This is a genomic window from Nitrospira sp. T9, assembly GCF_052156535.1.
Lineage (GTDB): Bacteria > Nitrospirota > Nitrospiria > Nitrospirales > UBA8639 > Nitrospira_E.
In genome coordinates, this window is record NZ_JBQKUP010000017.1 from 17,809 (window position 1) to 40,537 (window position 22,729).

The window sequence follows — 22,729 nt, forward strand, 5'->3', positions numbered from 1 at the left end:
ATGGTATGATCTCACAAGAAACCTGTCAAGGAATCTGGATCATTTGCAATTTTTTCGGGAACGGTGGAAAATTCGTAAAACTAATCCACCCAATCCAGTTTCATCACAATCATCAGTACTTCGGATGCTCTGAGATGTTCAGATGGACACAAGGGAGTTTCCACCTCCCATTATGGCCACGAGAGTTCATCACCAACACAGGTGCAGGTGCAGGTGCAGGTGCAGGTGCAGCTTTCGTTTTCGCTCATGAATGGCTTTTTGACTCTACCCCAGCATGGCACAACCGGTAGGTCGTGCCAATCAATTTGACTCAACGGAAAAGATGCGTATCTTGTTGGGGAGAACAGTTATTATGTTGGTATACACCTGAAGGACGGTGAAGATATAAATGGATACTCCCCCAGCTACCGAAAATACACTCATTGTTTCCCTCCCGCTCGTCCCTGTTAAACGAACGGTCTTGTTTCCCGATACCCTCGTTCCCTTCACGATTGGTCGACCCCGCTCGATCGCTGCGGTGGAAGCCGCGATGAATTCGGAAGACAAAGCCTTGGTGTTCGCCACCCAGCGTGACTCAGAAAAGGAGGAACCCGAGTTCGATGACCTGTATGGCATCGGCACGAAAGCCGTCATCAAGCAAATGGGCAAAACTCCGGACGGTCATCTTCAGGTTCTCGCACAGGGAATCGAACGCGTCGTCTTACTGAAAAAGGAACAAGACGAACCCCATATGATCGTTCGCTCCCGGCAACTTGCTCTTGCGCTTGAATCCGACCTTGAACTGGAAGCCTTGCATCGTGAACTGGTTGAACTTATTGGCCAATTACCGGAATTATTGACCACTCAGGGCGTGGTGGAATTGGTAGCCGTACTTCGAGCCGAAAAAAATCCCCTTTCAGTGGCGTATCGGCTCGTGTCCCTCCTCAACCTCAATGTGGAACGATTACAAGGGCTTCTGGAGCAATCCGATGCCAAGGAAGTCCTTCGCCAGGTGTATGGCGCGTTGGCCCATGAACTTCATATCCTCAAAATTCGCCATGAAATCGCGAGCCAGGCCCAAGCCGAAATTGGAAAATCCCAACGGGAATATTTTTTGCGCCAACAGTTAAAAGAAATTCAGCAGGAACTGGGAGACCTGGAGACCCAACCCGAAGATGGCGAGGTAGGGGAATTAAAAGCCAGGATCGAGAAAGCCGACCTTCCCGACATCGTGAGAACTGAAGCCACCAGAGAACTGAAGCGTCTGGTCAAGCTGCCTCCTGCCTCCCCGGATCATCAAGTCATTCGGAGCTATCTGGAGTTGGTTCTGGAATTACCGTGGAACACCCTCACAGAAGACCACTTGGATCTGACTCATGTTCGGACGATATTAGATGAAGATCATTACGGCATTCAGGATGTCAAAGAACGCATCCTTGAGCATCTGGCCGTGTTGAAGTTGAATCCTTCTGCGAAGGCTCCCATTCTATGCTTGGTGGGACCTCCGGGGGTGGGGAAAACCAGCTTGGGGCAATCCATTGCCCGCGCCCTGGAAAGAAAGTTTGAACGTCTGAGCTTAGGGGGTCTTCATGACGAAGCCGAATTGCGTGGGCATCGCCGCACATATGTTGGCGCGATGCCAGGCCGTCTAATTCAGGCTCTTCGACGAGCTGGGGCCAAAAATCCGATCCTGATGCTGGACGAGGTCGATAAGGTTGGACAGGATTTCCGGGGAGATCCCGCGTCAGCCTTGTTAGAAATTCTTGACCCGGAACAAAATCATACCTTCCGCGACAATTACTTAGATCTGCCCTTTGACCTCTCTAAAGTGATGTTCATTACCACGGCCAATTCCCTGGACACCATCTCCCGTCCTCTCTTGGATCGGATGGAGACTATCCGTCTGGGAGGCTACAGTCATCAGGAAAAACTTGAAATTGCCAATCGCTATTTGTGGCCTCGCCGCTTAAAGGAAGCCGGCTTGGAGTCCAAACCTTTGACGCTCGAGGAACAGGTGATTCCTCATATCATCAAACGCTATACCCGGGAAGCCGGCGTTCGCCAATTGGAACAGATGTTGGGACGGTTAACTCGGAAAGTGGCGCTGAAGCTGGCAGAACATCCGCCGGACCAGCCGGAGGAATCTCTCACGATTACCCAAGTGGACCTTCCGGAATGGTTGGGCATCGAACGATTTATGCCTGAGGAAGCCAGAAAAACATTGCCCCTGGGGGTAGCGACGGGAATGGCCTGGACAGAAACCGGCGGGGATGTCCTCTATGTTGAGAGTGCCCTTCTTCCGGGAGGGAGCGACCTCACCATTACCGGCCACATTGGCGATGTCATGCAGGAATCAGCACAAGCGGCTCGAAGTTATCTCTGGTCGCGTGCCGAATCGCTGGGCCTGGATATCGCGGTGTTCAAGCAGAGTGGAATGCATATTCATGTGCCGGAGGGCGCCATTCCTAAAGATGGGCCATCCGCCGGTGTGACCATGGCCAGTGCTCTGGCTTCACTCTTACTGAAAATCCCGGTTAGGAAGGATACGGCGATGACCGGAGAAATTGGGTTAACCGGATTGGTCCTGCCTGTGGGCGGGATTAAAGAAAAGATTCTGGCGGCGCATAGGGTCGGATTGCGACGCATTGTCCTTCCCAAAGCCAATGAAAAAGATCTGAAAGATGTGCCTGACACGGTACGATCGGAATTGTCCGTTGTTTTCGTGGAAACGATTGAGGAGGCCTTACATGCTGTCCTGCTCAAGACGCCGGACACTCGTGAGAGAGAAAAGAATCCTCCTCACACCCAGCCTGCCGAAAGTGAGCAGAAATCCGTCATGGGCAGTCCCTAGGCTTTGAGGGGATGATCTTCTCTCCGGCCTTGATTCTTCTCTCTTTATGGAAATACCGCGAGGAGGCTACTTCCCACCTGTCAGGAAAGGGGATATCCGTTGCATGGTAAAGGTACTTCCAGGTTCAAGAGGGTTGTGATCCTGACCAATGCGGGTGTACCACCAACGTCCGTGGGCTACCGGCGAATCATCTAACCACTTCAGCTCAAACCCTCCTTCCCGATCGTTCCCGGCTTGCATCCATTTGCCCTTCCATACCCCATCCTTCAGTTCTTGGGTTTCAAACCAGCCATCCTCCCACTCATATGGTCCATTTCCCTCTTCATTTAAGTTAATGGTATTGGACCCGGTTTTATCTGCATACTCCCAGATCCCGGCAAGATCTTGAAGTTGTCGAGGCGGATGGGAGGGGTCAAGGCCATTCCCTTCCCCTCGAGGAATCTGATGGGAGACATCGGCACAACCTACCGCAGCAAAAACATTTATGATGATCAGGAACATTTTGACTATACTCTGCATAAATTTTCCCTCGCTCCCCCATGACAATTGAGTTGGGGAAAACCTTAGGATTGTATCAGATAGAACCGATAGACCCAGATAGGTGAAACCATGTATCACGGAAGACACCACTGATGAGCACCATCAAGACGGAGGCGCCTGCTCGATGGAATTAAAGCCCGCATTGATTTGCACAACATGCGGGTCGGTCAGAAATGGTAGAGAGACCTGTTCGCAATGTGGAGCCGCGCTTCATTCTCCACAAGAGGAATCCGTGAACCACTCCAATGAACCACTACTCGGCACAGATCATGCCTTCATTTCATCAGAGTCTCATAAGCCGTTGACCACTCATGGAACAGACTCATCGGCTGAACGCAGTTCTGATTTGGCCACTTGGGGCCAGGGTCAGAGAGACCAAACCCGGGCCCTTCACGAAATACCCCCTTCCGGCCCGGACAAGTCGGAAGATTCCGATTTGTTTCCCATCCACCATCCCATTTTTTGGGGCCGTGGGCGAACGCTTTTTGGCATTTTCATTGTCAATACCTTTTTCACATTACTGACACTTGGCCTGTATTCTTTTTGGGGGAGAGTGCGTATTCGCCAATTTTTGAGCAGTCAGACCAGCTTTGCCCACACTCGCTTTTCCTATCATGGAACTCCCCAGGAATTATTGAAGGGATGGTCAAAAGCGTTTTTGGTATTCGGTCTTCCCTATGCATTCCTCAGTCTCACCCCCCTCATTTGGGACCAGATTCCGATCTGGATTCCCAATGCACTTGCAGGGACCATGGCCTTATGCTTCATTCCAGTCGCCGTGGTTGGATCGCATCGTTATCGGTTGAGTCGAACCTCGTTGGGAACGATCCGTTTCTCCTTCCGGGGACACGTGAAAGATTATACGAAAATATGGGTCTTGGGAAGCGTACTGACCGTGTTGACCGCCGGCATCTATTACCCGTTTTTCGAAAATGCCAGACGAAAATTTCTCGTCGCTCACACCTACTTTGGTAATCGCCCATTCACCTATTCCGGAACGGGAAGCGGGCTCTTGAAGATCTATGTCACATCCCTCGCCTTCATCATGATCATTATGATCACACTCATCGGGATTAACGCGGGACCTGACGGTCTCACCATCCTCGCCCAATGGCCATCTGAAGGTTGGCGAGACATTTTTTTTAATTCCCTATTCATCACCGGATTGCTCACGCTGCTGCTTCCATGGTTTTACCTGCAGGTAGCCAAACAACGGTACCAATGGAATCATTCAGATTTTGGAGACGCGCATTTTCATTTTTCTGCCTCCACATGGAATCTCATGGAGTTACGGATGACGAACTTCCTCATGCTTATTCTCACGTTTGGATTAGCCTGGCCGTGGGTCCAGGTCCGGAACCTCCAATTTCTCTATTATCATCTGAACCTTCAAGGACCTTTAGATTTTCAACGCATCGAACAGGAAGCTTTGGATGCGTCCCCCACCGGAGAAGAGCTTGCGGGGTACTTTGACGCTGGTTTTGATTTAGGCTAATTTGGCCATTGTGCATTTTCGGCACCGATCCTCCCCGTATTGACCTTTCCATCCATCGACGATTGATGCGTTCCTTAGGCTAAACCAATTCGATCATGGCATACCCCACCGAATGGAAAGGGTCCTATTATGACGGACAATCGGTAGTTCCACAGTATGTGACCATTACCATTTCAGGTGTCGGCCTGACCCTTCACTTTGCTGACCACACAACCACGACATGGAACTATCATGATCTTCGACAAACCCAGGGGCGCTATTCCGGCGAAGAAGTACGATTTGAGCGAGGGACCGGAATTGGCGAAACCCTGGTCATCCCCAGCCCCAAAATTCTGCTGGCGATTCATGAGCATGGCGGATCACACGCCAGGCATTTTCATCATCCCCGCACACGACACACTCGTGTGTATTGGACCGTTCTGGCCGCACTCGCCAGCATCCCCATCGTGTATGGCATTTTCACCTGGGGGATTCCATCATTGGCTCAGCCAATCACCGCCGCCATTCCGTTTTCCTGGGAAATTCAATTGGGCCAATATGTACAACAGGAAGTCACAGACGGGAAACCGGTTTGCGACAACCCGAAACTGATCCACGCGGTCGACTCCATAATGACGTCCCTGACCAGATCCATTGACCACCTTCCCTATCAATTTCAGGTGACCGTGGTGGATAGCCCCCTCGTCAACGCCATGGCTGCCCCAGGCGGATATGTCATGGTTTTCCGCGGTCTCTTACGAGACACCGCTTCGCCGGAAGAACTCGCAGGAGTGTTAGCTCATGAAATTCAACACGTTCTGCTTCGACACACCATGCACCTTATCGTGCGGCATGTGTCGATGGCTTTCGTCATCGCAGCCCTTAGCGGGGATGCCAGCGGCATGGTGGCCTATGCCCTCCAAGCCGCCCAAACTCTTCAGACCCTGTCCTATAGCCGTGAGGCAGAAGACCAAGCCGATGAACAGGGATTCCGGTTATTGCAACGGTCGGGAATTAATCCCGAGGGGATGGTCATTTTTTTCGCTAAACTTGGGAAAGAACAACCTGCAAACGACGTCCTTCGTTATCTTTCGACCCATCCAGCGACCCAAGACCGCCTGGCACACCTGAAGTCCTTGCTACCTCCAGCCTCCAGGGCCTATCGAGCCTTCCCCTTTCACGCTGAGTGGTCTGAGATCAATACATACTGCAAGTGACTCCACAGAGCCTCTTCTTAACGGAGTTCCACTTCTGGGAACCCTGTTGAGGGGATTTTCCACTCACCTTTTTGGAAATCTGACCCATTGCTCTCTAGCCCTGGAGGCTTCATAATAAACCTATTCGAGACATACCGGAATGTATGGTGTCTTTGTCTGGACCACAACTCCAAATACACTCACACCCCGTCTGTCTAGTACGAGGCTCTTATCATCAACACACAACAAGGGGTGGGTCACATGGGAACCGAAATCACACGCTATGCCATTGGAGATTTTGGAAAGTTGCATAAATTTACCGGAAAGACTGTACCGGCAGGCACCGAGGCCCTGGTGGAGGAAGACGGCACAAGCTTAACGGCGAAGGGGAAAACCTATACCGCTCGGTTTTCGGATATTCTTCCGAACGTGGAAATCATTCGCGTGCAATTCGATCAATACAGCTCGAACCACATCGGATTCGCCATGGAGGCCCACGACAAAACCCTGACCAAAATCCCGGAAATGCTGGAAAGCACAAAAATCATTTCTGAAAAACTCAGACATGATTGGATGGCGCAAGACAAAGCCTATCAGGATACCGAAAAAGCCAAAAAGGTAGCGCCTGCTGCAGCAAAAGTCACAGCGCCTGCGAAAGAAGCGATTGCGGCAACCTAATCAATCCCTCCCTAATTACAGAACATTCCAGGGCTAAAAAAGGCCCCGTTCACTTGAGGGGCATCACCATTGTTCCCCCTCTGCCAAAAAAAGCAGAGGGGGAAACGCTTCAATATTTTGCAATCCTCAAACTAAAGAAATCTGAATGAGGGCCTGGTTAAGCCGGTTGCACCCTGCAGAACCTTGATAACAAGGGCTGGAGAAAAGCCGGCAATAGTCATGGCGGTAACCATCAGGCTTTAATGCACCCTGCTCGACTATACGAACTATTTCTTTCGAAACGAAATATGGTCTTTATACTCCTGAATCGCCGCGCCCAACGCCTTCGAACCTAGTGGAATATTGGCCTCCAGTGCATTTTCAACCGCTTCATCATCAATGATCACTTCATAACATTCGTGTTGATTGGTGAGCACCATGCCCTTCTCCGTTTGCCGGGGCATATAGATTTCCGTCCACACTTCCTTTTCCACCAAACACACATCCCGAAACCGTTCATACAAAAGCTGCAACCGTTCTTGATCAGAAATTACGAGCGGATTATTTTCCATAGCCATACCTCTCCCTTCACATCGACAACAATGGTTCTTTTTCTACTCCGCTCTCATCAAACTCGTCAAGTGGGTGGCTATCTTCCGAAAACAGATACCCAGGGGTCGCGGCCAAGAACCCAGAGATAAAAAAACGTGCCCAGCCAGCCATGATAGAGCCCCAGTGGCCAAAGATTCCGATCACGGATATAAAACGGGATAAAAAAGCAGGCCATAAGGCCGGTGGCTAACGTCAGCCACCAGTCGGGGAAATGGACCAGGGCAAACAGAATCACCCCAATGGGAATGGCCAGCCACAGGCCATGCTGAGGAAATATTTTTATAAGATTATCGACACCCAGCGCCTGCACAAGAAACTGTTGGAGAATTCCCCATAAAGGATATAGGAACAACAGGAACAGCATGTGGCCTTGCCAGAGCTCTCGACCGGCCACGATGCCATACCAGGCCATGGCAAATCCCGCCCCGGCAAATAATACCGATGGCCACATAAAGGCTTGTCTTAGATTGTCGGTGCGAAATCCCCACTCTTTCCACCTCGTCGGATCTCGCCGAACCTGCCAGACGACATAGCTCATCCAACTGCTGCCCGCCAAGGCTATAAAAAGTCCCTTTGCATCAAAACTCTTGAATACAAGATGCAGCAGCCCTGTCAGGACAACCGCAGAGAATTCCCACCCATTGCCGGCCCGATCATCGGGAGTAATTTTCAGTAGATTTCTCCCACACGAATTACATGGTATAAGTCGGGGAGCTTTTCAGAAAGGACAAGGAGGAATCCTGCGGGGAAACCGAGATGACGGGACAACCATCCAGGTAATGATCTGTGACAAAGCCCAATGCCTCAGACTCATAGGGAAATAACCGGACTACCGCGACAACCGTCTTTCCCAGGGTGGGAAACACCAATTGAACATCTTGCGGCCGTTGGGTTTTCAGCGTTTTGATCAGGGCCTTTTTCAAACTTTTGGCTGAGTCTTTAGGTAAGACCTCATTAATGGTCCGTCCAAGAAGATGCTCTCCACCTAAAAGGTGTTGACAAGGAACAGGAAAAAAACAATCCCGATAGATCCCATTTTTATCCCAGCGAAAGATTTTATGGGGAATAAACGAGACATGATCCCCTGAAAAAATCCTGCTCAGGAATTCCTCCCACATGGCCTTCGACCAACGTTCCCTGGACATCGAACCCTCCCTGGTTTCTATCCATTTCCCCTATCATAGAGATGATTCTCTCACCAATGTATTTCAGCTGTATTTCAGTGCTCTTTAACTCTTTTAGCTCTTTATAAAGAGTAAATAAGAGTTTCTATCTCATGCACAACTAGTGAAATCCCTAGTTTTCCGGGGAAAACCCCCTAGCATTCTATATAATGTATTAAAAATGGAACAATTAATACAATTACCCTTTCCTGTTTGTCTGAAACGTAGACAGTCCTCTTCGTTTACCGGGAAGGACGGGGTCCAGGCCTTTCAGCCTGGACGAAACCGCCCTGCAGCGCTATCTGAATCAGTAAAAGACGGGAGAAAACCAAAGGAAATACATCACCGGCCTGCGTATCCTGATGACCAATGGGATGAGCCCATTACCTTAACGGGGCTATCCGTTAGAGACAGTAGGTCCGCAAGGGAGGAAATCCATTAAACCCCACAGAGGCGTAGCTGCTGGTATAGGCACCGGCACTTAAAATTTCGATTCGATCACCGATAGCCAAATTCAGGGGCAACTCATAGGAGGTTTTTTCATATAACACGTCCGCGCTGTCGCAAGTGGGACCCGCCAAAATCACCGGTCCCGTTGGACCCTCACGGAGGGTGCGTAGGCGGTACTTAATACATTCATCCATCGTTTCAGGCAAACCGCCAAACTTACCGATATCGAGATACACCCATCGCCGAACATTTTCGCGGGATTTGTGAGCCACTAGTATGACCTCGCTCTGTATCACTCCCGCATCCGCCACCAGAAACGACCGGGTTCAATCATCAGTTGAGGAGGCGTGGCACCAAATGATTGCTGTAGAGCCTGTTGAATGGTTTGGGCGTAGTGCGAAAATGGCCGAGGGGTCGTTTGGTAGGTAGCCTCCGTCTTTTCAGGAAAAATATTTTCGAACCTGTCCTTATACCCTCTCTGTGGTCTTTTAAAATTAATGAGAGATACGGGCCTGCTCCCTAAAGTCCATAGACGCGATGGTACAGGATAATAGTTCAACAGGGCTTAATGTCCCCAAAAATCCCCGAGGCAAGGCCGCACCTGTCCAATGCCAAAATTACGGCACGATGCATGGCACAACTCCTCTTATATTCGTCCCATTCAAGTGAACATTTCGCAATCGCGCTTTTGCCAGGCATTTCCACTTATCGTTTGAATCCTTTCGACCTTCGAGCCGAATACGATAGTGATGGTCTTCCTTCAAATCAGGAATGACATAAAAATTGTTTTCAAATTTTCGAATTTTTTGGTTCACGTCACACGCGTTGGTAAAGGTGTCGCCCCAATCTTTCCAGCAGATTTTCCATTTATCATATTTATCCGGCTGCACACTCCAGGTCACTTTGATGTTACAAGTGCCTTTGTCAAAATCACAGGAATGTCCACCCTCAAATCCGTCAGGACCTGTCGTCAGCCAGACTGACCCCCCAATGCCTTTTTCATCATGCGGAGGTTCGTAGGGCTCGCTTTCACTCTCCTGCTGGGGAAGGCCGGCGGGACAATCCGGGTCGGCAGAGCAAGCGTTCAAGTTACAAGAGCCATCCGCCCCACAAGGCGGTGGCCCATCAACAGAATCAAGCGCCACAAGCCGTATCGAGACATCACTCCCATGATCTACTCGTGAATAGTTGAATGGAGTGGAAGACAGACGCCACTGAACCTTAGCGTTATTCTCAGACGAAAAAAACTTGGCGTCCTGATTCTTATCTTCTTCCATCAATACTCCTGCTTGACCGGCCTCTTGAATGGGTATCCCCTGATTACTTTCAGGCTGGCCATACACACCAAGTGGGACGCAGAGCACTGCAGCCCATGCAACCATGGTAAAAGTTCGACGTCTTGCATGTGTCATCATCATAGACCTCCCGGTGAACTTTTTCATGACTGACCCCTTTCGGCATTGCAGAACATCCTTATGGGGGTGAATAAGGATGTTGCTCTGAGTTGTCTCATGGCATTGCTCGTAGAAATATTCAACATAAATGGTCTGGTACAATTCATTAGCCAGATAGATGTTTTGCCCCATCATCCACGGTACAGGATTCCAAAGGGTGTCTGGATGATAGGGGGTTCCCGGGTCACCCCACGCACCGTTTTCTGTCGGTAACTGTGAAATTTGGTCATCGTCCAGGATATTGTCATACGCCACTGCGGTAATCCCGGGAGTTGTAAGGCTAAGCTTCACTTTTTTCTGTGCCGTTGTTGAGTAACAGCAAAAACCATTCCATAGGATGACGATTAATGGGCAACTATTCCAACGCCTTAAAACTATTGTACGGTTAAGACATCGGAACGGTGAGAAGAAGTTTTAAAAGCAAGGATGGGAGGATTTTGATAGGTCCTGAGATACGATTGTATCTATTCGGATACGAGATTGTTGATTTTTTCCGTAAGGGCTTTTGTCCGGGAGTTTGACGAAGCAAGACGCAGTCTCATGCCTAAGGTCTCTATCCTGAAGTCTTCCATAATTGTAGGATCGCTTTTCCCCAACCAACCGAGATTCTAGTTGATTCCATATCCACCGCCGCCTGGGGTTTCGATGGTGATTTCATCGCCCGCTTCAACGGGGAATGAACATTTTCCACTAACCTCTTTTTCGATTTCGTTTTGCTTCATGCGGTTGCGACCAGGTTGTCCTGGTGCGCCTCCCTCCAATCCATAGGGTCTGGTAATCCGGCGATCAGACAAGAGGGTGATCTCAGCAGACTGAAGAAATTCGTACGTCCGGACGATTCCTTCTCCGCCTTGATGCTGACCGCTTCCTCCGGACTTTTTCCGCAAGGCATAGCGAGCAATTCGAAACGGATAGGCGTACTCAACCGCTTCCACCGGGGTATTCAGGGTATTGGTCATGTGTGAGTGGCGGCCATTCACGCCATCACATTCAGGACCCGCACCCATCCCACCGCCAATGGTTTCGTAATAGGCAAAGGGCCGATTGTGTCGTTGATCCCATCCACCGATGGTGAGATTATTCATCGTGCCCTGGCTGGACGCCGGAATGCGATTAGGACAGGCTTGCGCCAGGGCTCCAAGTAACACATCCACAATTCGCTGGGAGGTTTCGACATTTCCGGCCGCCACCGCGGCAGGATGTCTGGCGTTTACCAATGTGCCTTCCGGCGCAATGACGTGAATCGGCCGCAAACATCCGCTATTGGCCGGGATGTCCAATCCCAACACACATCGGAACACATAAGCCACGGCGGACAACGTGACCGGATAGACTGCATTGATGCTCCCAGGCCGTTGCCTATCGGTTCCAGAAAAATCCACCGTGACCTGTTCATCCTGGATCATAATGGCGACACGAATGACAGCCGGTTCTTCAGTGAATCCATCGTTATCCAGTGCATCCTCAAAACGGAAGCAGCCCTTGGGTAACATGCTGATTAACTGGCGCGTCATGCGTTCGCTGTAACGAAGCAGGGCATCCATTTCCGCAAGCAACGGTTGCATTCCAAACCGTTCAGCCATCGCTCGCATCCGTTCACCTCCAATCTGATTCGCGGCCAATTGAGCCTGGAGATCACCCATGCGTTCCTCCGGAGTACGGACATTCGCCAATAACATCCGCCAGATGTCCTCATTTTTTTTATCGCCCACCATGAGTTTCACGGGGGGGATAATGAGTCCTTCTTGAAAAATTTCCTGTGACAACGGCATCGACCCCGCCGACATTCCCCCAATGTCGGCGTGGTGCGCGCGATTGGCGACCAATCCCAAGAGAGTGGGAGGAGAGGTGTCTTCCACAAAAACGGGCGACACCACGGTGAGATCGGGAAGATGCGTGCCCCCGCGATAGGGATCATTGACCATGGCCACATCGCCGGGCGCCAGCGTCAAGAACTCAAGGCAGACTTGCACCGACAAGGGCATGGCTCCAAGATGAACCGGGATATGCGCCGCTTGCGCGACCAGATTTCCGGATGAATCAAACACCGCACAGGAAAAATCACAGCGTTCTTTGATGTTGGGGGAGAAGGCAGCTCTCTGCAGGCGAGCACCCATTTCCTCGGCAACGGACACCAACCGGTGCTTCATCATTTCTGTGCGAATGGGATCATCCATCGGTGGCTCCAACCTTTATGAGAATATTCGAATACGTATCAATCACGGCGTGATCCGTGGGTCCAAGATAGATGGTGGTATCATCCAGAACCAGAATGGCCGGTCCTTTGATTTCATGTCCCGGACGCAAGCGGGTTCCCCAATAATGCGGGACCGGTTTCATCCCTTGGGGCAAGACCACCGGACGATCTTCCCATTGAGCTGCAGTCGGATCCGCTGACCCTAGCGGCCTGGTGGGAATGGTGGGCGGCGTCACATGGCCGACTGCCCGGACGCGGACATTCACGATTTCGATTGGGGTCTCTGTCTGACTATAGCCATAGCGCGCATGATGAATCCGATGGAATTCCTCGCGGACCATTGAAGTCAGCGGCACCGCTAGGTCGAAGGATTGACCCACATAACGGACATCGACGGTTCGAGAGAGAACCCATTGGTCAGGATCCACGCCTTCCCGATGTAAGTCCTTTTGCCCCTGATCAATCAACGGTTGCGTACACTGTTCAAGAATCTCAATCGGCGTGTCTCCCGGTAGCATCACCGTCTGGACATAATCCAATTGCACCTCCGCAGCCAACATGCCCAGAGCAGAGAGCGTGGCGGCCATGGGCGACACCAACACGTGTGGAATACCCAATGCTCTGGCCAGATCGCAGGCATGTAATCCTCCGGCCCCACCGAATGCCACCAGGACAGTTTCCCTGGGATCTTCTCCCCGCTCCACCGAAATAACACGCAGGGCGCGCTCCATATGAACATTGGCAATTTGGATCATACCCAAGGCCAGGGTCTGCCGGACATCCAAGCCGGAACGAGGGGCCAACACCATCTGCCGGCTTAGTTCATCAAATGCCTGTTGCGCGGACTCGACATTCAATCTCATCCGGCCACCTAAAAACCCGTCGGTCGGCAATCGCCCTAAAACCACATGAGCATCCGTGACCGTCGGGATGGTCCCGCCCCGCCCATAACACACCGGACCCGGTTGAGCTCCGGCACTTTGAGGTCCCACACGAAGATTGCCGCCCGCATCGACCGTGGCTAGAGAGCCACCTCCGGCACCGACCGTATGAATATCAATGACAGGCACACGGATGGGATTCCCCCCGACTTTGGCTTCGTTCGTGACATGAATCATCTCATGAACCAACGCCACGTCCGTGGACGTCCCGCCCATATCATACGTCAGAATCCGGGTGAAGCCCGCCAACCCTGCCAGGTATCGGGCACCCACCACACCTCCGGCCGGACCAGACAGAATGGAACGGACGCCATGCCCTCGCGCTTGAGCGACCGAAATTCGCCCCCCGTTCGACTGCACAATATGAAACTCGGTCGGTTTCATCTCCCGTTCTAACCGGCCCAAATAGGTATCAAGAACCGGAGAAACATAGGCGTTCACCACCGTAGTACTGGTTCGTTCATATTCTCGAAATTCCGGCAGGATTTCGGAAGAACCCGTGACAAAGAATCCTTCGTCACGCAATCGCTTTGTCACCCATTGCTCATGAACAGGATTCACAAAGGAAAATAGAAACGATACAGCCACCGACTGAATCGCTTCATGCCGTAACATTTCAAGTATTGGGATAAGGCCTTGTTCCTGAAGAGGCGTCAGGATGTTCCCTGCACTATCCACCCGTTCCGGGATTTCAAATGACCATTCACGCGGGACTAAGGGCGGAGGAATGACAGGGAACAGGTCGTACAACGCAGGACGATCTTGTCGTCCAATCAGCAGCACATCCCGAAAGCCTTTTGTCGTAATGAGAGCCGTCCGCGCCCCTTTGCGTTCCAGGATGGCGTTGGTGGCGACGGTGGAACCATGCACAATATGACGACCAGGATGGTGAGGAAGTTGGGCTAACCCTTGCAGTACCGCTTCCGCAGGGTCGGACGGGGTCGAAAGAATTTTAAATCGCTGGAGAGATTGATCCGAGGAGGAATAGATAACAAAGTCGGTAAAGGTCCCTCCAATATCTATCCCCACCCATACATTTTGACTCGATTGGCCGAAAGTCGACATCGAACACACTCTTCTTCAGGGGAGTGTTGAAAAATGCCGCCAGCGGCGTTCTCGCCGCTTGGCCGTGCTCACGTACTCCTCCGTGCGCTCCGCTCGACCAAGCGGCTGCGGCCTTTCCTTCGAGAAGCCTCAGGACAGGACTGGACGAGCCTTTTTGAACACTCCACTATTTTTTCTGGTGAGCCTTGGATATTCATATGCTGATGAAACAGCAAGATGTTTGAATTATTCAACAGACCATTCAAGGAATGGTAAAGAGAGCATACCGGATTATGGGAAAGGTTTGAAGCGCAAACATCACATGGCGTGATGGGAAGGGGGTAAAAGGGGCTGGTTCAGCTATACATTTATTCCAACGAATGCGGCTGCTTAACTTTTCACCAGGCCTTTTAACACCACGCGTCGTGGACTACCGCTGGCATTATCGTGAATCGTGAGCATGGCATGGTGGGTTCCCGGTTCGTGTGGAGCGAATCCGACCTGGAGCGTGCACGAATCGCCCGTATACAAAGTCACATCCGCGCAGGTGTTATCCACAACTGAAAAGGCATCCGCTTCATTGCCGGTAATTTTTACCTCCACAATTTTGAGCAATCCCAATCCGATGTTGGAGACCCGCATCATGTGATGAGAGGATGAAGGATTCGCCTCCTGGCCCGACTCCATCTCAAAGACCATGGCATCCGTGCTCAGGCTTGGGAGGGGGATACCCCCATCTCCGCTGAGCAGGACCGACACGCCATCGATATTCGTGCTGGCCGTGGCCAGATCGGGGAATCGGTCTTGATCAAAATCCTCCACGACCACTGCTGAAGGCGTGGCTCCGACACCAAAATGGCCCGCCGAGGTAAACAGTCCGGCTCCATTCCCCAATAAAATCGACAAACTATTGGAATCACGATTGACCACAACCATGTCCATTTCTTGATCTCCGTCGAAATCACGAAACACCACTCCCACCGGCGCAAAACCCACCTTAATGGGATCCAATTCTGTAAACGATCCCCTCTCGCGCTGGAGCAGAATGCGTACGGTATCCGAAAAAAGACTGGTCACAGCCAGGTCCACCAATCCATTATGGTTGATGTCGGCCCCCTGAATCGCGCTTAAGGTGAAGCCCGGCTTGAGTTCCTTCTCAAGGACAAACTTTCCATTACCGGTATTCTTTAGCATGGAAACAAGCCCGTTCGGGGACCGCCAACTCGGCTGACTCCATGTCACCGCAAGGTCGGGCTTTCCATCACCGGTCAGATCCTCGACCAGCACCCCGGTTGGAAACATGCCGTCCCGTCCGTCCTGTTCATAGGTCACAGGGGTCAACAGTCCGCCCTTCCCATCGTTCATGAGCACCGAGAGATCAAAAGGCGGGTAATAACCAAATCGTCCGCTATTGATCGCCACCACATCACTCCACCCATCCCCGTTTACATCCCGAACCGCTAGAAAGGTCGTCCCTTTGCCTGCCCCCTGGCTGGCTAACTTCTTAAACAGGCCGGTGCCCTCACCTTTCAGCACAACCACCTGATCAGCTCCGCTCAAGGCCAGAACCAGATCAAGGAGGCCGTCACCATCCATATCGGCAGCAACGACCGCCAGCGGAATTTTCCCGACTCCAAAGGACACAGCCGATCGAAAAGTGCCGTTGCCGTTGCCTAATAGCACTGAGATATCGTCGGATGTGCCGTTAACCGTCGCGATATCCGATAATCCGTCCCCGTTGAAATCTCCTGCGGTAATAGCTTGCGGAGCGCGCCCAACCGGATTACTCGGCGTGGGGGAATAGGTGAGATTCTGCGCATATGCGGAGAGAGGCCATCCGGTCATACACGCCCAGGCGATACCGCAAATCACAGATCGTTTGGCGAATGACCAGAACATCATGGGGTTAATTCAATGAAGAATCGGTATAGGTTTTTTCTAAGACAATTTCAATTTCGTCCGTAGCGGCCTTTCCTCGATTGCGAAAACGGGCCACCCAGTCGGGATACCGTTCTAATGTGCAAAATATACTTTTCACAATAGCAGGCTTCACGGTTTCTTCCCAATGTGCGAGCCATGCCCTCTCATCCTCCTCGCCCTCATATTCATCCGGGAAGTTGGCTTCCAGGGAAAACCTTAGGTTAAACGACTCCTCCTCTTGATACATCTTTTTCTCCTTCTCCATCATGACCGGAGGCCACTCCTTTTCGCGAACCTCCATTGTCCTCATCTCACATGATTGCCTATACTAGATGTACCATTTCATTCAAAAGGAGGTCCAGAACCCATGCCGATTTTCGCTTATAGATGTCAGGAATGTTCGCATCAATTTGAGATGCTTGTCCATGGCTCAACCATCCCGCAATGTCCGGAATGTCAGGCCGATAGACTTGAAAAACAGTTGACGGGATTTGCCGTAGGGGGGACAGGCAGTGGAATGAACATTGTTGATCCAGGCAGTTGCGGATCCTGCGGAGATCCCCGTGGACCAGGCGCCTGCTCGATGAATTAGGAGATCCGGAAGCCTACCTTAGGTAGCAGATGACAGCCTTATTTCCCCGAATCAGGCTCTCTGCCATTGATATGTTCATTACCATTCAGGCCATCTTCTTCAGGATCAATCCACATCTTTTCGGGAAAACCTAACGAATCTTCACCCACACCATAGAAAAGTGCCTGGGCCGAAAGGATGTAGGTTATCCATCCAATCGTGCCATCTCCTTCAACGATTCGATAGTGCATATCCGAGGCTTCAGGAAGGGATTCCTGTAGTCCAGGAATCACCATCAACACTCGATGCACGCTGACATGCGGAGAGCTCTCCTGCTCCGTTTCAGGATACCGAATGGCCATCATTCCATTCGGAAGGAGGGTATTTTGGGTGAAAGTTGTAACCTGAAAGGCTGAAGGATTGAGGAAAGAATCACACGACAACGTTGCAGAGGGGGAAGTAATCAGGAAGATGGGTGAGAACCCAAAGACCGCAAAGATCAGTGGACCAGCTCTGAAGCCTCCCATCGGACACCTCCTGCTCGGGAATCTTCACGACAACTTTTAACCCTCATCTTCTTATCGGTCACATCCGCACAGGAATTAAAGAAACGAACAAAGAAACTAAGTCCACGACCTGGAAGGTGCTATAAAGGCAAATGGATTGAACAATTGGACGGGATGGGCCGTCAGATCAGTTTGTGCAATGGCGGCACAAAAAGTTCAATGGATTTTGCGGTCTTTATCTCAAACTGCATGCGCACGTGATCTCATGAAAACATTATCGTGATGCCTCAAGGCCAATGCGGACTTTTAGATTGGATTAGGAGGGATAAACGAACCCGTAAAAGTCGAGCGGCCGGATCGAAGTCCCGGTCGTATGGAAAAAAGGACCGGTTCAGCATGCCCGGTCAAGAGCTGACCTGGGCTATTCCGAACTGCCCAGCATATCGTCGATGAGGGGACGATTCAGATCCTCGCAGCCTGGACAAATCACGTCAAAAAAGGTTTCATGATCCGCCACATAGTTTTTTTCATCCACCAATTTTTCTTCATGAATGCTGTCGTAACATGCTGGGCAGAGCATCATGAGGCCTCGCATAACCGATACCGTTTTTCTTCCCTGGCTACGTGGTAAATGCATAACGTCCTCCCTGCCTAAGATGGGTGAGGTCTCAACCGACATTATGACCACCCTCGTTGTTGCGCTAACAAAAAGTCTTCCTGTTCCAGATCAATCCCACACGCAGGGCATTCATAGGGCTGATCCTCAGGTGGAATGCCGACCGGAGTGTCCTGGACCTTTCCCTGACAAACATGATAGAAATTTCCTCGGGCATTTTCATCATCTAAGATATCGGACTCATACTTTAAAATCATCTTACACTCCTTCACGTTACCGTTATGGCCTCTCAAGTTATAACAAGGCATCGATTTCCCGGGCAATCCCTATTCCGCTCAATTCATTCCCGAAATCAGTCATCCCACCTTCACGCAGCCCTTCCTAGACACCTGGGCCCCGTAATGATGGGAATCGTCATAGGGATCGCGGTAGGGCTTTGGTCAACCTCCGGCTGGGGTCTTTCTGGAAAACCTGCCTCTGTTAAAGGTCCCATTGGATTGCAACCCCTGGTGGAGCACGACTTTTCTAAGCCGGTTTTTCTCACCGGCAGTCCGGATCAAACCAATCGCTTGTTCGTGGTAGAACAGAATGGCCGCATTGTTACCCTGACTCCAGGCCAACGGAATCCTGCTCTTTTCCTGGATATCGCTGAAAAGCTGTCCACAGGAGGGGAACGGGGACTCCTGGGTCTGGCATTCCATCCTCAGTACTCGAAAAATGGCCGGTTTTTTGTGAACTACACTAGGGCGGAGGACGGGGCCACGGTGATTGCCGAATACCAAGTATCATCCGACTCTGCCCAAGCGGACCCACAAGAAACCATCCGACTCGTCATTCCGCAACCCTACAGCAACCATAACGGAGGCATGATCGCCTTTGGTCCCGATGCATTCTTGTATATTGGGACGGGAGATGGCGGAGCAGGCGGTGATCCGGAGAACCGAGCTCAAGATCGAAAGTCTTTGTTGGGTAAATTTCTTCGGATCGATGTAGATGGACCGCCTCCCTACCGCATCCCTGCCGACAATCCCTTTGTCGGACAACCAGGCCAACCTGAAATCTTTGCGCTTGGCGTTCGAAACCCCTGGCGTTTTTCCTTTGACCGCAAGACCGGAGACTTATGGGCCGGGGATGTCGGACAAAACCTTTGGGAAGAAATCGATGTGATTGCAAAAGGGAAAAACTATGGATGGCGACTCTTAGAGGGGACCCACTGTTTCAATCCCGCCAAGAATTGCCAATCGGCCCAGCATGAGATCACGCCGCCGGTCACAGAATACCGGCACGAACAGGGACGATGCTCGGTAACCGGAGGCTACGTCTATCGTGGAAAACGCGTGCCTTCGTTAGAAGGGCTCTATGTGTTCGGAGATTATTGTACCGGAGAAATCTGGGGTTATCGCGACGGGCAGACCACACAACTGCTTGATACGGAACTACGAATCGCGTCTTTTGGGGAAGATCGTGAGGGAGAACTCTATGTGATCGGTCATCAAGGCAAGATTTTTCAGATCGCACCGAACACGTCGGTTGCCTTGCCCTAGCCTACCATTAAAATTTTTGAATCTTTTGAAATAAATCGACTTCATCAAGAGCTTTTCCCACGCCATACACCACGGAGGTCAAGGGATCTTCCACTGTAATGATGGGCAGATTGGTTTCCTCCTGAAACCGCGTGGCAATGCCAGGCAACAGCGAACCCCCGCCTGTAATCACCACTCCCTTATCGATAATATCTCCGGCCAATTCCGGCGGGGTATTCTCCAACGCGTTTCGTAAGGCATTCACGATGGCATGTATGGGATCTTCCAATGCTTCTCGAATCTCGGAATCATTCACCACAACCGTCCGGGGAATACCCGAAATCATGTCACGCCCTTTGACCATCATCGTTTTGGCTTGTTCTAACGGGTAGGCAGATCCGACTTCGATTTTCACCTTTTCCGCCATGTGATCACCGATCAGGAGGTTATATCGTCGCTTAATATAACTCATAATGGCATCATCCATGGAATCACCCGCCACTTTAACCGACTCGCTACACACAATGCCCCCAAGGGAAATGACCGCAATATCGGTGGTACCTCCTCCAATGTCGACCACCATGTTCCCCGAAGGTTCCGTAATCGGTAACCCCGCTCCAATTGCTGCCGCAACCGGCTCTTCGATGAGATAGACTTCCCGAGCGCCGGCTTGGCTGGCCGATTCACGGACGGCCCGTTGCTCAACTTCGGTGATACGGGATGGCACGCCAATAATACAGCGAGGCCTGACGAACGCCCGTCGGTTATGCGCTTTGGTAATAAAATAATGCAACATGCGCTCGGTCATGGCGAAATCGGCAATGACTCCTTCTTTGATCGGGCGGATCGCCACAATATTACCCGGCGTCCTTCCCACCATGCGTTTGGCTTCTACACCCACGGCCAATACCGTGTTCGATTGTTTTTCGATGGCCACCACCGAGGGTTCACTCAGGACGATGCCTTTACCACGAACATAGACCAGTGTCGTCGCCGTACCTAAATCGATGGCTAAATCACTCGAAAACCACCCTAGAATATCACTCAACCCTGGCATGAGCCCCCCATGTGGAAAGACGGTTGATTCAGAAAATGCCGATCAGGCTGTCGCCTGTTCGGCACTACCGACATATATCGGAACACCATTTATCAAAATAAAGGAATATTGAGAAAATGTTCGGGAATGTGTTTGTCACCAAGAAGCCACCGGCTTCTTCCATGAAACCAAGCTCCTGATCAACCATTCAGGGAGCGGGAATTCCCACATCATCCATCTGGACGGAACACCTGGCCCGAGAGGAGGGATATGAGACATGGGGCCTGGCTGTGGCCCGGCACAGGCTAGGCGATCATCCTGTCCATGTCAAGAGTACAGAGAGCCGATTTCTACGTTTGTGAATCAGGCGCGCGCGCGTCACCGTCTTTCACACAGATCGTCCACTTGCTCTGAAGGCTGGGTATGGTATAAGAAGAGGAACATTTTTTGTCCGGCTCGCATCATCCTCTGGAGGAAGAGTTACCTCGATCGTGTCTAAAAAAGGCTTGCTGTTTATCATCGTCCTGGCTCTTATCGCCATTTACCTGGGATTAATCGGGAACGCACGATGGGGAGATTCCACCGCCCCTGAAATCTCGCTCGAACAACCATTCGAGCTGGTCGGCCCAACCACGCCACTGGTGCTTCGTATTCATGATAATGAGACCGGTCTTCGGGATATCTCAGTCCGCATTATTCACAACTTGGAAACATTCAGCCTGGCTGACCAATCCTTTTCTTCTGAGGGGTGGTTGTCGGCAACCGGAGGACGGGACCATGAATTCACGCTGAACGTGATTCCCTATGCCAACTCGGACCTGCCTCGCCGGCAAGGTCAGGCCCAACTCATTGTGACCGCCAGGGACTATTCCTGGCGAAACTGGTTTGAAGGTAACGGACAACGATTGGAGAAGGAATTTACTCCACAATTTACCCCACCCAGATTGGAACTCCTGTCCCCCCCCACGACCATCGTGCAAGGTGGGACAGGTATCGTCAGGTATCGTGTGATCCCGGAAGTGTCTATTCACGGGATCAAGATTGGAAAGGCCTTCTTCCCGGGATATCCTGCACCTGACAATGCCGGCATGTTTGCCTTCATTGCCTTTCCTTATAATTTGCCCTCCTCGACCCCGATTCAAGTCATTGCAGACGACGGGCATGGCAACTCCGCTCTCATGGATGTCAGTTTCAAAGTCAAACCTCAAGCCTGGCGTACCCGTTCCATCACGATTTCCGACTCATTTATCCGTAAAACGGTTCCGACCATTCTGGCACAGACCCCTGAATTACAGAGTCTGGGCGATCCACTGAAGGATTTCCTTCTGGTCAATGACACGTTACGCAAAATGAATAACGAGACCATTGCCAAACTGGCCAAAAACAGCCGCCATGAATTTCTCTGGAAAGGGGCGTTTCGTCAATTGTCAGGTTCACAGGTTGAAGCCTCCTTCGCCGATCACCGCAAATATATGTATAAAGGACAGGTCGTCGATACCCAAGATCATTTAGGGTTTGATCTCGCCGTCACCCAGCATTATCCCGTCGAAGCCGCTAATAATGGAATCGTAATATTTGCCGGATATCTGGGAATTTATGGGAACACAATTATTGTTGATCATGGATATGGATTGCTTTCCTTGTATGCACATCTCTCCTCAATTGAAGGCAAACCCGGTGACGCTGTCACCCTGGGGCAACCCATTGGCAAATCAGGCACCACCGGTCTCGCAGCCGGCGATCACCTGCATTTTAGTTTGATTTTGCATGGCGAACAGGTGAATCCCACGGAATGGTGGGATCCGTTTTGGGTGAAAACCCGCATCAAAGACCAGTTAGGATTGCCCTCTCTGGTTAAACCAACGGATGAAGAACCGGAACCGGCCACAACACACTTAGGCCCCTCGCCCGCGCCAGTCCAGTAATGTCATAAGGCGGCTTCACCCTCCGAGATCCGAATCCTACATGAATTTCAAGACCCTCTGAGTCATCAAAGGAT

The 22,729-nt window shown here is 51.2% G+C and carries 21 protein-coding genes; 7 read left to right on the forward strand and 14 right to left on the reverse strand.

The window, feature by feature from the left end; genetic code table 11:
- Positions 1-388: 388 nt before the first annotated feature.
- Positions 389-2,830, forward strand: coding sequence for an endopeptidase La (lon, locus tag ACTRXD_RS00900; protein WP_442430006.1), 2,442 nt, complete (start codon positions 389-391; stop codon positions 2,828-2,830).
- A 66-nt stretch (positions 2,831-2,896) separates the two neighbouring features.
- Here lon and ACTRXD_RS00905 read toward each other — a convergent pair whose 3' ends face one another.
- Positions 2,897-3,349: a hypothetical protein gene (locus ACTRXD_RS00905; protein WP_442430007.1), complete on the reverse strand. Its 453-nt coding sequence runs from the start codon at positions 3,347-3,349 to the stop codon at positions 2,897-2,899.
- 82 nt (positions 3,350-3,431) lie between these two features.
- Here ACTRXD_RS00905 and ACTRXD_RS00910 point away from each other — a divergent pair, with 82 nt between their 5' ends.
- From ACTRXD_RS00910 to ACTRXD_RS00920, 3 genes are all read left to right on the forward strand, one after another.
- A complete protein-coding gene (locus ACTRXD_RS00910) occupies positions 3,432-4,865 on the forward strand; it encodes a YjgN family protein (RefSeq protein WP_442430008.1) in 1,434 nt (477 codons plus the stop codon).
- 95 nt (positions 4,866-4,960) lie between these two features.
- Positions 4,961-6,061, forward strand: coding sequence for a M48 family metallopeptidase (locus ACTRXD_RS00915; RefSeq protein ID WP_442430009.1), 1,101 nt, complete (start codon positions 4,961-4,963; stop codon positions 6,059-6,061).
- Between the two features lie 240 nt (positions 6,062-6,301).
- Positions 6,302-6,718, forward strand: coding sequence for a hypothetical protein (locus tag ACTRXD_RS00920; protein WP_442430010.1), 417 nt, complete (start codon positions 6,302-6,304; stop codon positions 6,716-6,718).
- Between the two features lie 266 nt (positions 6,719-6,984).
- Here ACTRXD_RS00920 and ACTRXD_RS00925 read toward each other — a convergent pair whose 3' ends face one another.
- The 9 genes from ACTRXD_RS00925 to ACTRXD_RS00965 form a co-directional block, all read right to left on the reverse strand.
- Complete coding sequence (locus tag ACTRXD_RS00925) at positions 6,985-7,275, reverse strand: hypothetical protein (RefSeq protein ID WP_312741799.1); 291 nt, start codon at positions 7,273-7,275, stop codon at positions 6,985-6,987.
- A gap of 71 nt (positions 7,276-7,346) precedes the next feature.
- A complete protein-coding gene (locus tag ACTRXD_RS00930) occupies positions 7,347-7,847 on the reverse strand; it encodes a CPBP family glutamic-type intramembrane protease (protein WP_442430011.1) in 501 nt (166 codons plus the stop codon).
- Positions 7,848-8,001: 154 nt separating this feature from the next.
- A complete protein-coding gene (locus ACTRXD_RS00935) occupies positions 8,002-8,454 on the reverse strand; it encodes a hypothetical protein (RefSeq protein ID WP_442430012.1) in 453 nt (150 codons plus the stop codon).
- Between the two features lie 422 nt (positions 8,455-8,876).
- Complete coding sequence (locus ACTRXD_RS00940; protein ID WP_442430013.1) at positions 8,877-9,194, reverse strand: hypothetical protein; 318 nt, start codon at positions 9,192-9,194, stop codon at positions 8,877-8,879.
- A 345-nt stretch (positions 9,195-9,539) separates the two neighbouring features.
- Positions 9,540-10,667, reverse strand: coding sequence for a hypothetical protein (locus ACTRXD_RS00945; RefSeq protein ID WP_442430014.1), 1,128 nt, complete (start codon positions 10,665-10,667; stop codon positions 9,540-9,542).
- A gap of 317 nt (positions 10,668-10,984) precedes the next feature.
- Complete coding sequence (locus tag ACTRXD_RS00950) at positions 10,985-12,553, reverse strand: hydantoinase B/oxoprolinase family protein (protein WP_442430015.1); 1,569 nt, start codon at positions 12,551-12,553, stop codon at positions 10,985-10,987.
- A complete protein-coding gene (locus tag ACTRXD_RS00955; protein WP_442430016.1) occupies positions 12,546-14,579 on the reverse strand; it encodes a hydantoinase/oxoprolinase family protein in 2,034 nt (677 codons plus the stop codon). The genes ACTRXD_RS00950 and ACTRXD_RS00955 overlap by 8 nt, the downstream gene beginning before the upstream one ends.
- A gap of 369 nt (positions 14,580-14,948) precedes the next feature.
- Positions 14,949-16,460, reverse strand: coding sequence for an FG-GAP-like repeat-containing protein (locus ACTRXD_RS00960; RefSeq protein WP_442430017.1), 1,512 nt, complete (start codon positions 16,458-16,460; stop codon positions 14,949-14,951).
- A 4-nt stretch (positions 16,461-16,464) separates the two neighbouring features.
- On the reverse strand, positions 16,465-16,746 hold the full coding sequence (locus tag ACTRXD_RS00965; RefSeq protein WP_442430018.1) for a hypothetical protein: 282 nt from the start codon (positions 16,744-16,746) through the stop codon (positions 16,465-16,467).
- A gap of 99 nt (positions 16,747-16,845) precedes the next feature.
- Between ACTRXD_RS00965 and ACTRXD_RS00970 the strand changes: the two genes are divergently transcribed.
- Positions 16,846-17,070: an FmdB family zinc ribbon protein gene (locus tag ACTRXD_RS00970; protein ID WP_312741823.1), complete on the forward strand. Its 225-nt coding sequence runs from the start codon at positions 16,846-16,848 to the stop codon at positions 17,068-17,070.
- A gap of 38 nt (positions 17,071-17,108) precedes the next feature.
- On the opposite strand, the gene ACTRXD_RS00975 is transcribed toward ACTRXD_RS00970, so the two are convergent.
- From ACTRXD_RS00975 to ACTRXD_RS00985, 3 genes are all read right to left on the reverse strand, one after another.
- Positions 17,109-17,576, reverse strand: a complete 468-nt coding sequence (locus ACTRXD_RS00975) for a hypothetical protein (protein WP_442430019.1) — start codon at positions 17,574-17,576, stop codon at positions 17,109-17,111.
- A gap of 400 nt (positions 17,577-17,976) precedes the next feature.
- Positions 17,977-18,192 carry a hypothetical protein gene (locus tag ACTRXD_RS00980; RefSeq protein WP_312644567.1) on the reverse strand — a complete coding sequence of 72 codons (216 nt, stop codon included), beginning with the start codon at positions 18,190-18,192 and terminating at the stop codon, positions 17,977-17,979.
- Positions 18,193-18,233: 41 nt separating this feature from the next.
- The gene (locus ACTRXD_RS00985; RefSeq protein WP_312644570.1) at positions 18,234-18,428 is read right to left on the reverse strand and encodes a hypothetical protein; all 195 of its coding nucleotides are present in this window, start codon (positions 18,426-18,428) and stop codon (positions 18,234-18,236) included.
- 144 nt (positions 18,429-18,572) lie between these two features.
- Between ACTRXD_RS00985 and ACTRXD_RS00990 the strand changes: the two genes are divergently transcribed.
- Complete coding sequence (locus ACTRXD_RS00990; RefSeq protein WP_442430020.1) at positions 18,573-19,715, forward strand: PQQ-dependent sugar dehydrogenase; 1,143 nt, start codon at positions 18,573-18,575, stop codon at positions 19,713-19,715.
- A gap of 7 nt (positions 19,716-19,722) precedes the next feature.
- Here ACTRXD_RS00990 and ACTRXD_RS00995 read toward each other — a convergent pair whose 3' ends face one another.
- Entirely contained in the window at positions 19,723-20,751 is a 1,029-nt protein-coding gene (locus tag ACTRXD_RS00995) for a rod shape-determining protein (RefSeq protein ID WP_312644576.1), read from the reverse strand.
- A 470-nt stretch (positions 20,752-21,221) separates the two neighbouring features.
- Between ACTRXD_RS00995 and ACTRXD_RS01000 the strand changes: the two genes are divergently transcribed.
- Positions 21,222-22,655 carry a M23 family metallopeptidase gene (locus ACTRXD_RS01000; protein ID WP_442430021.1) on the forward strand — a complete coding sequence of 478 codons (1,434 nt, stop codon included), beginning with the start codon at positions 21,222-21,224 and terminating at the stop codon, positions 22,653-22,655.
- Positions 22,656-22,729 lie beyond the last annotated feature (74 nt).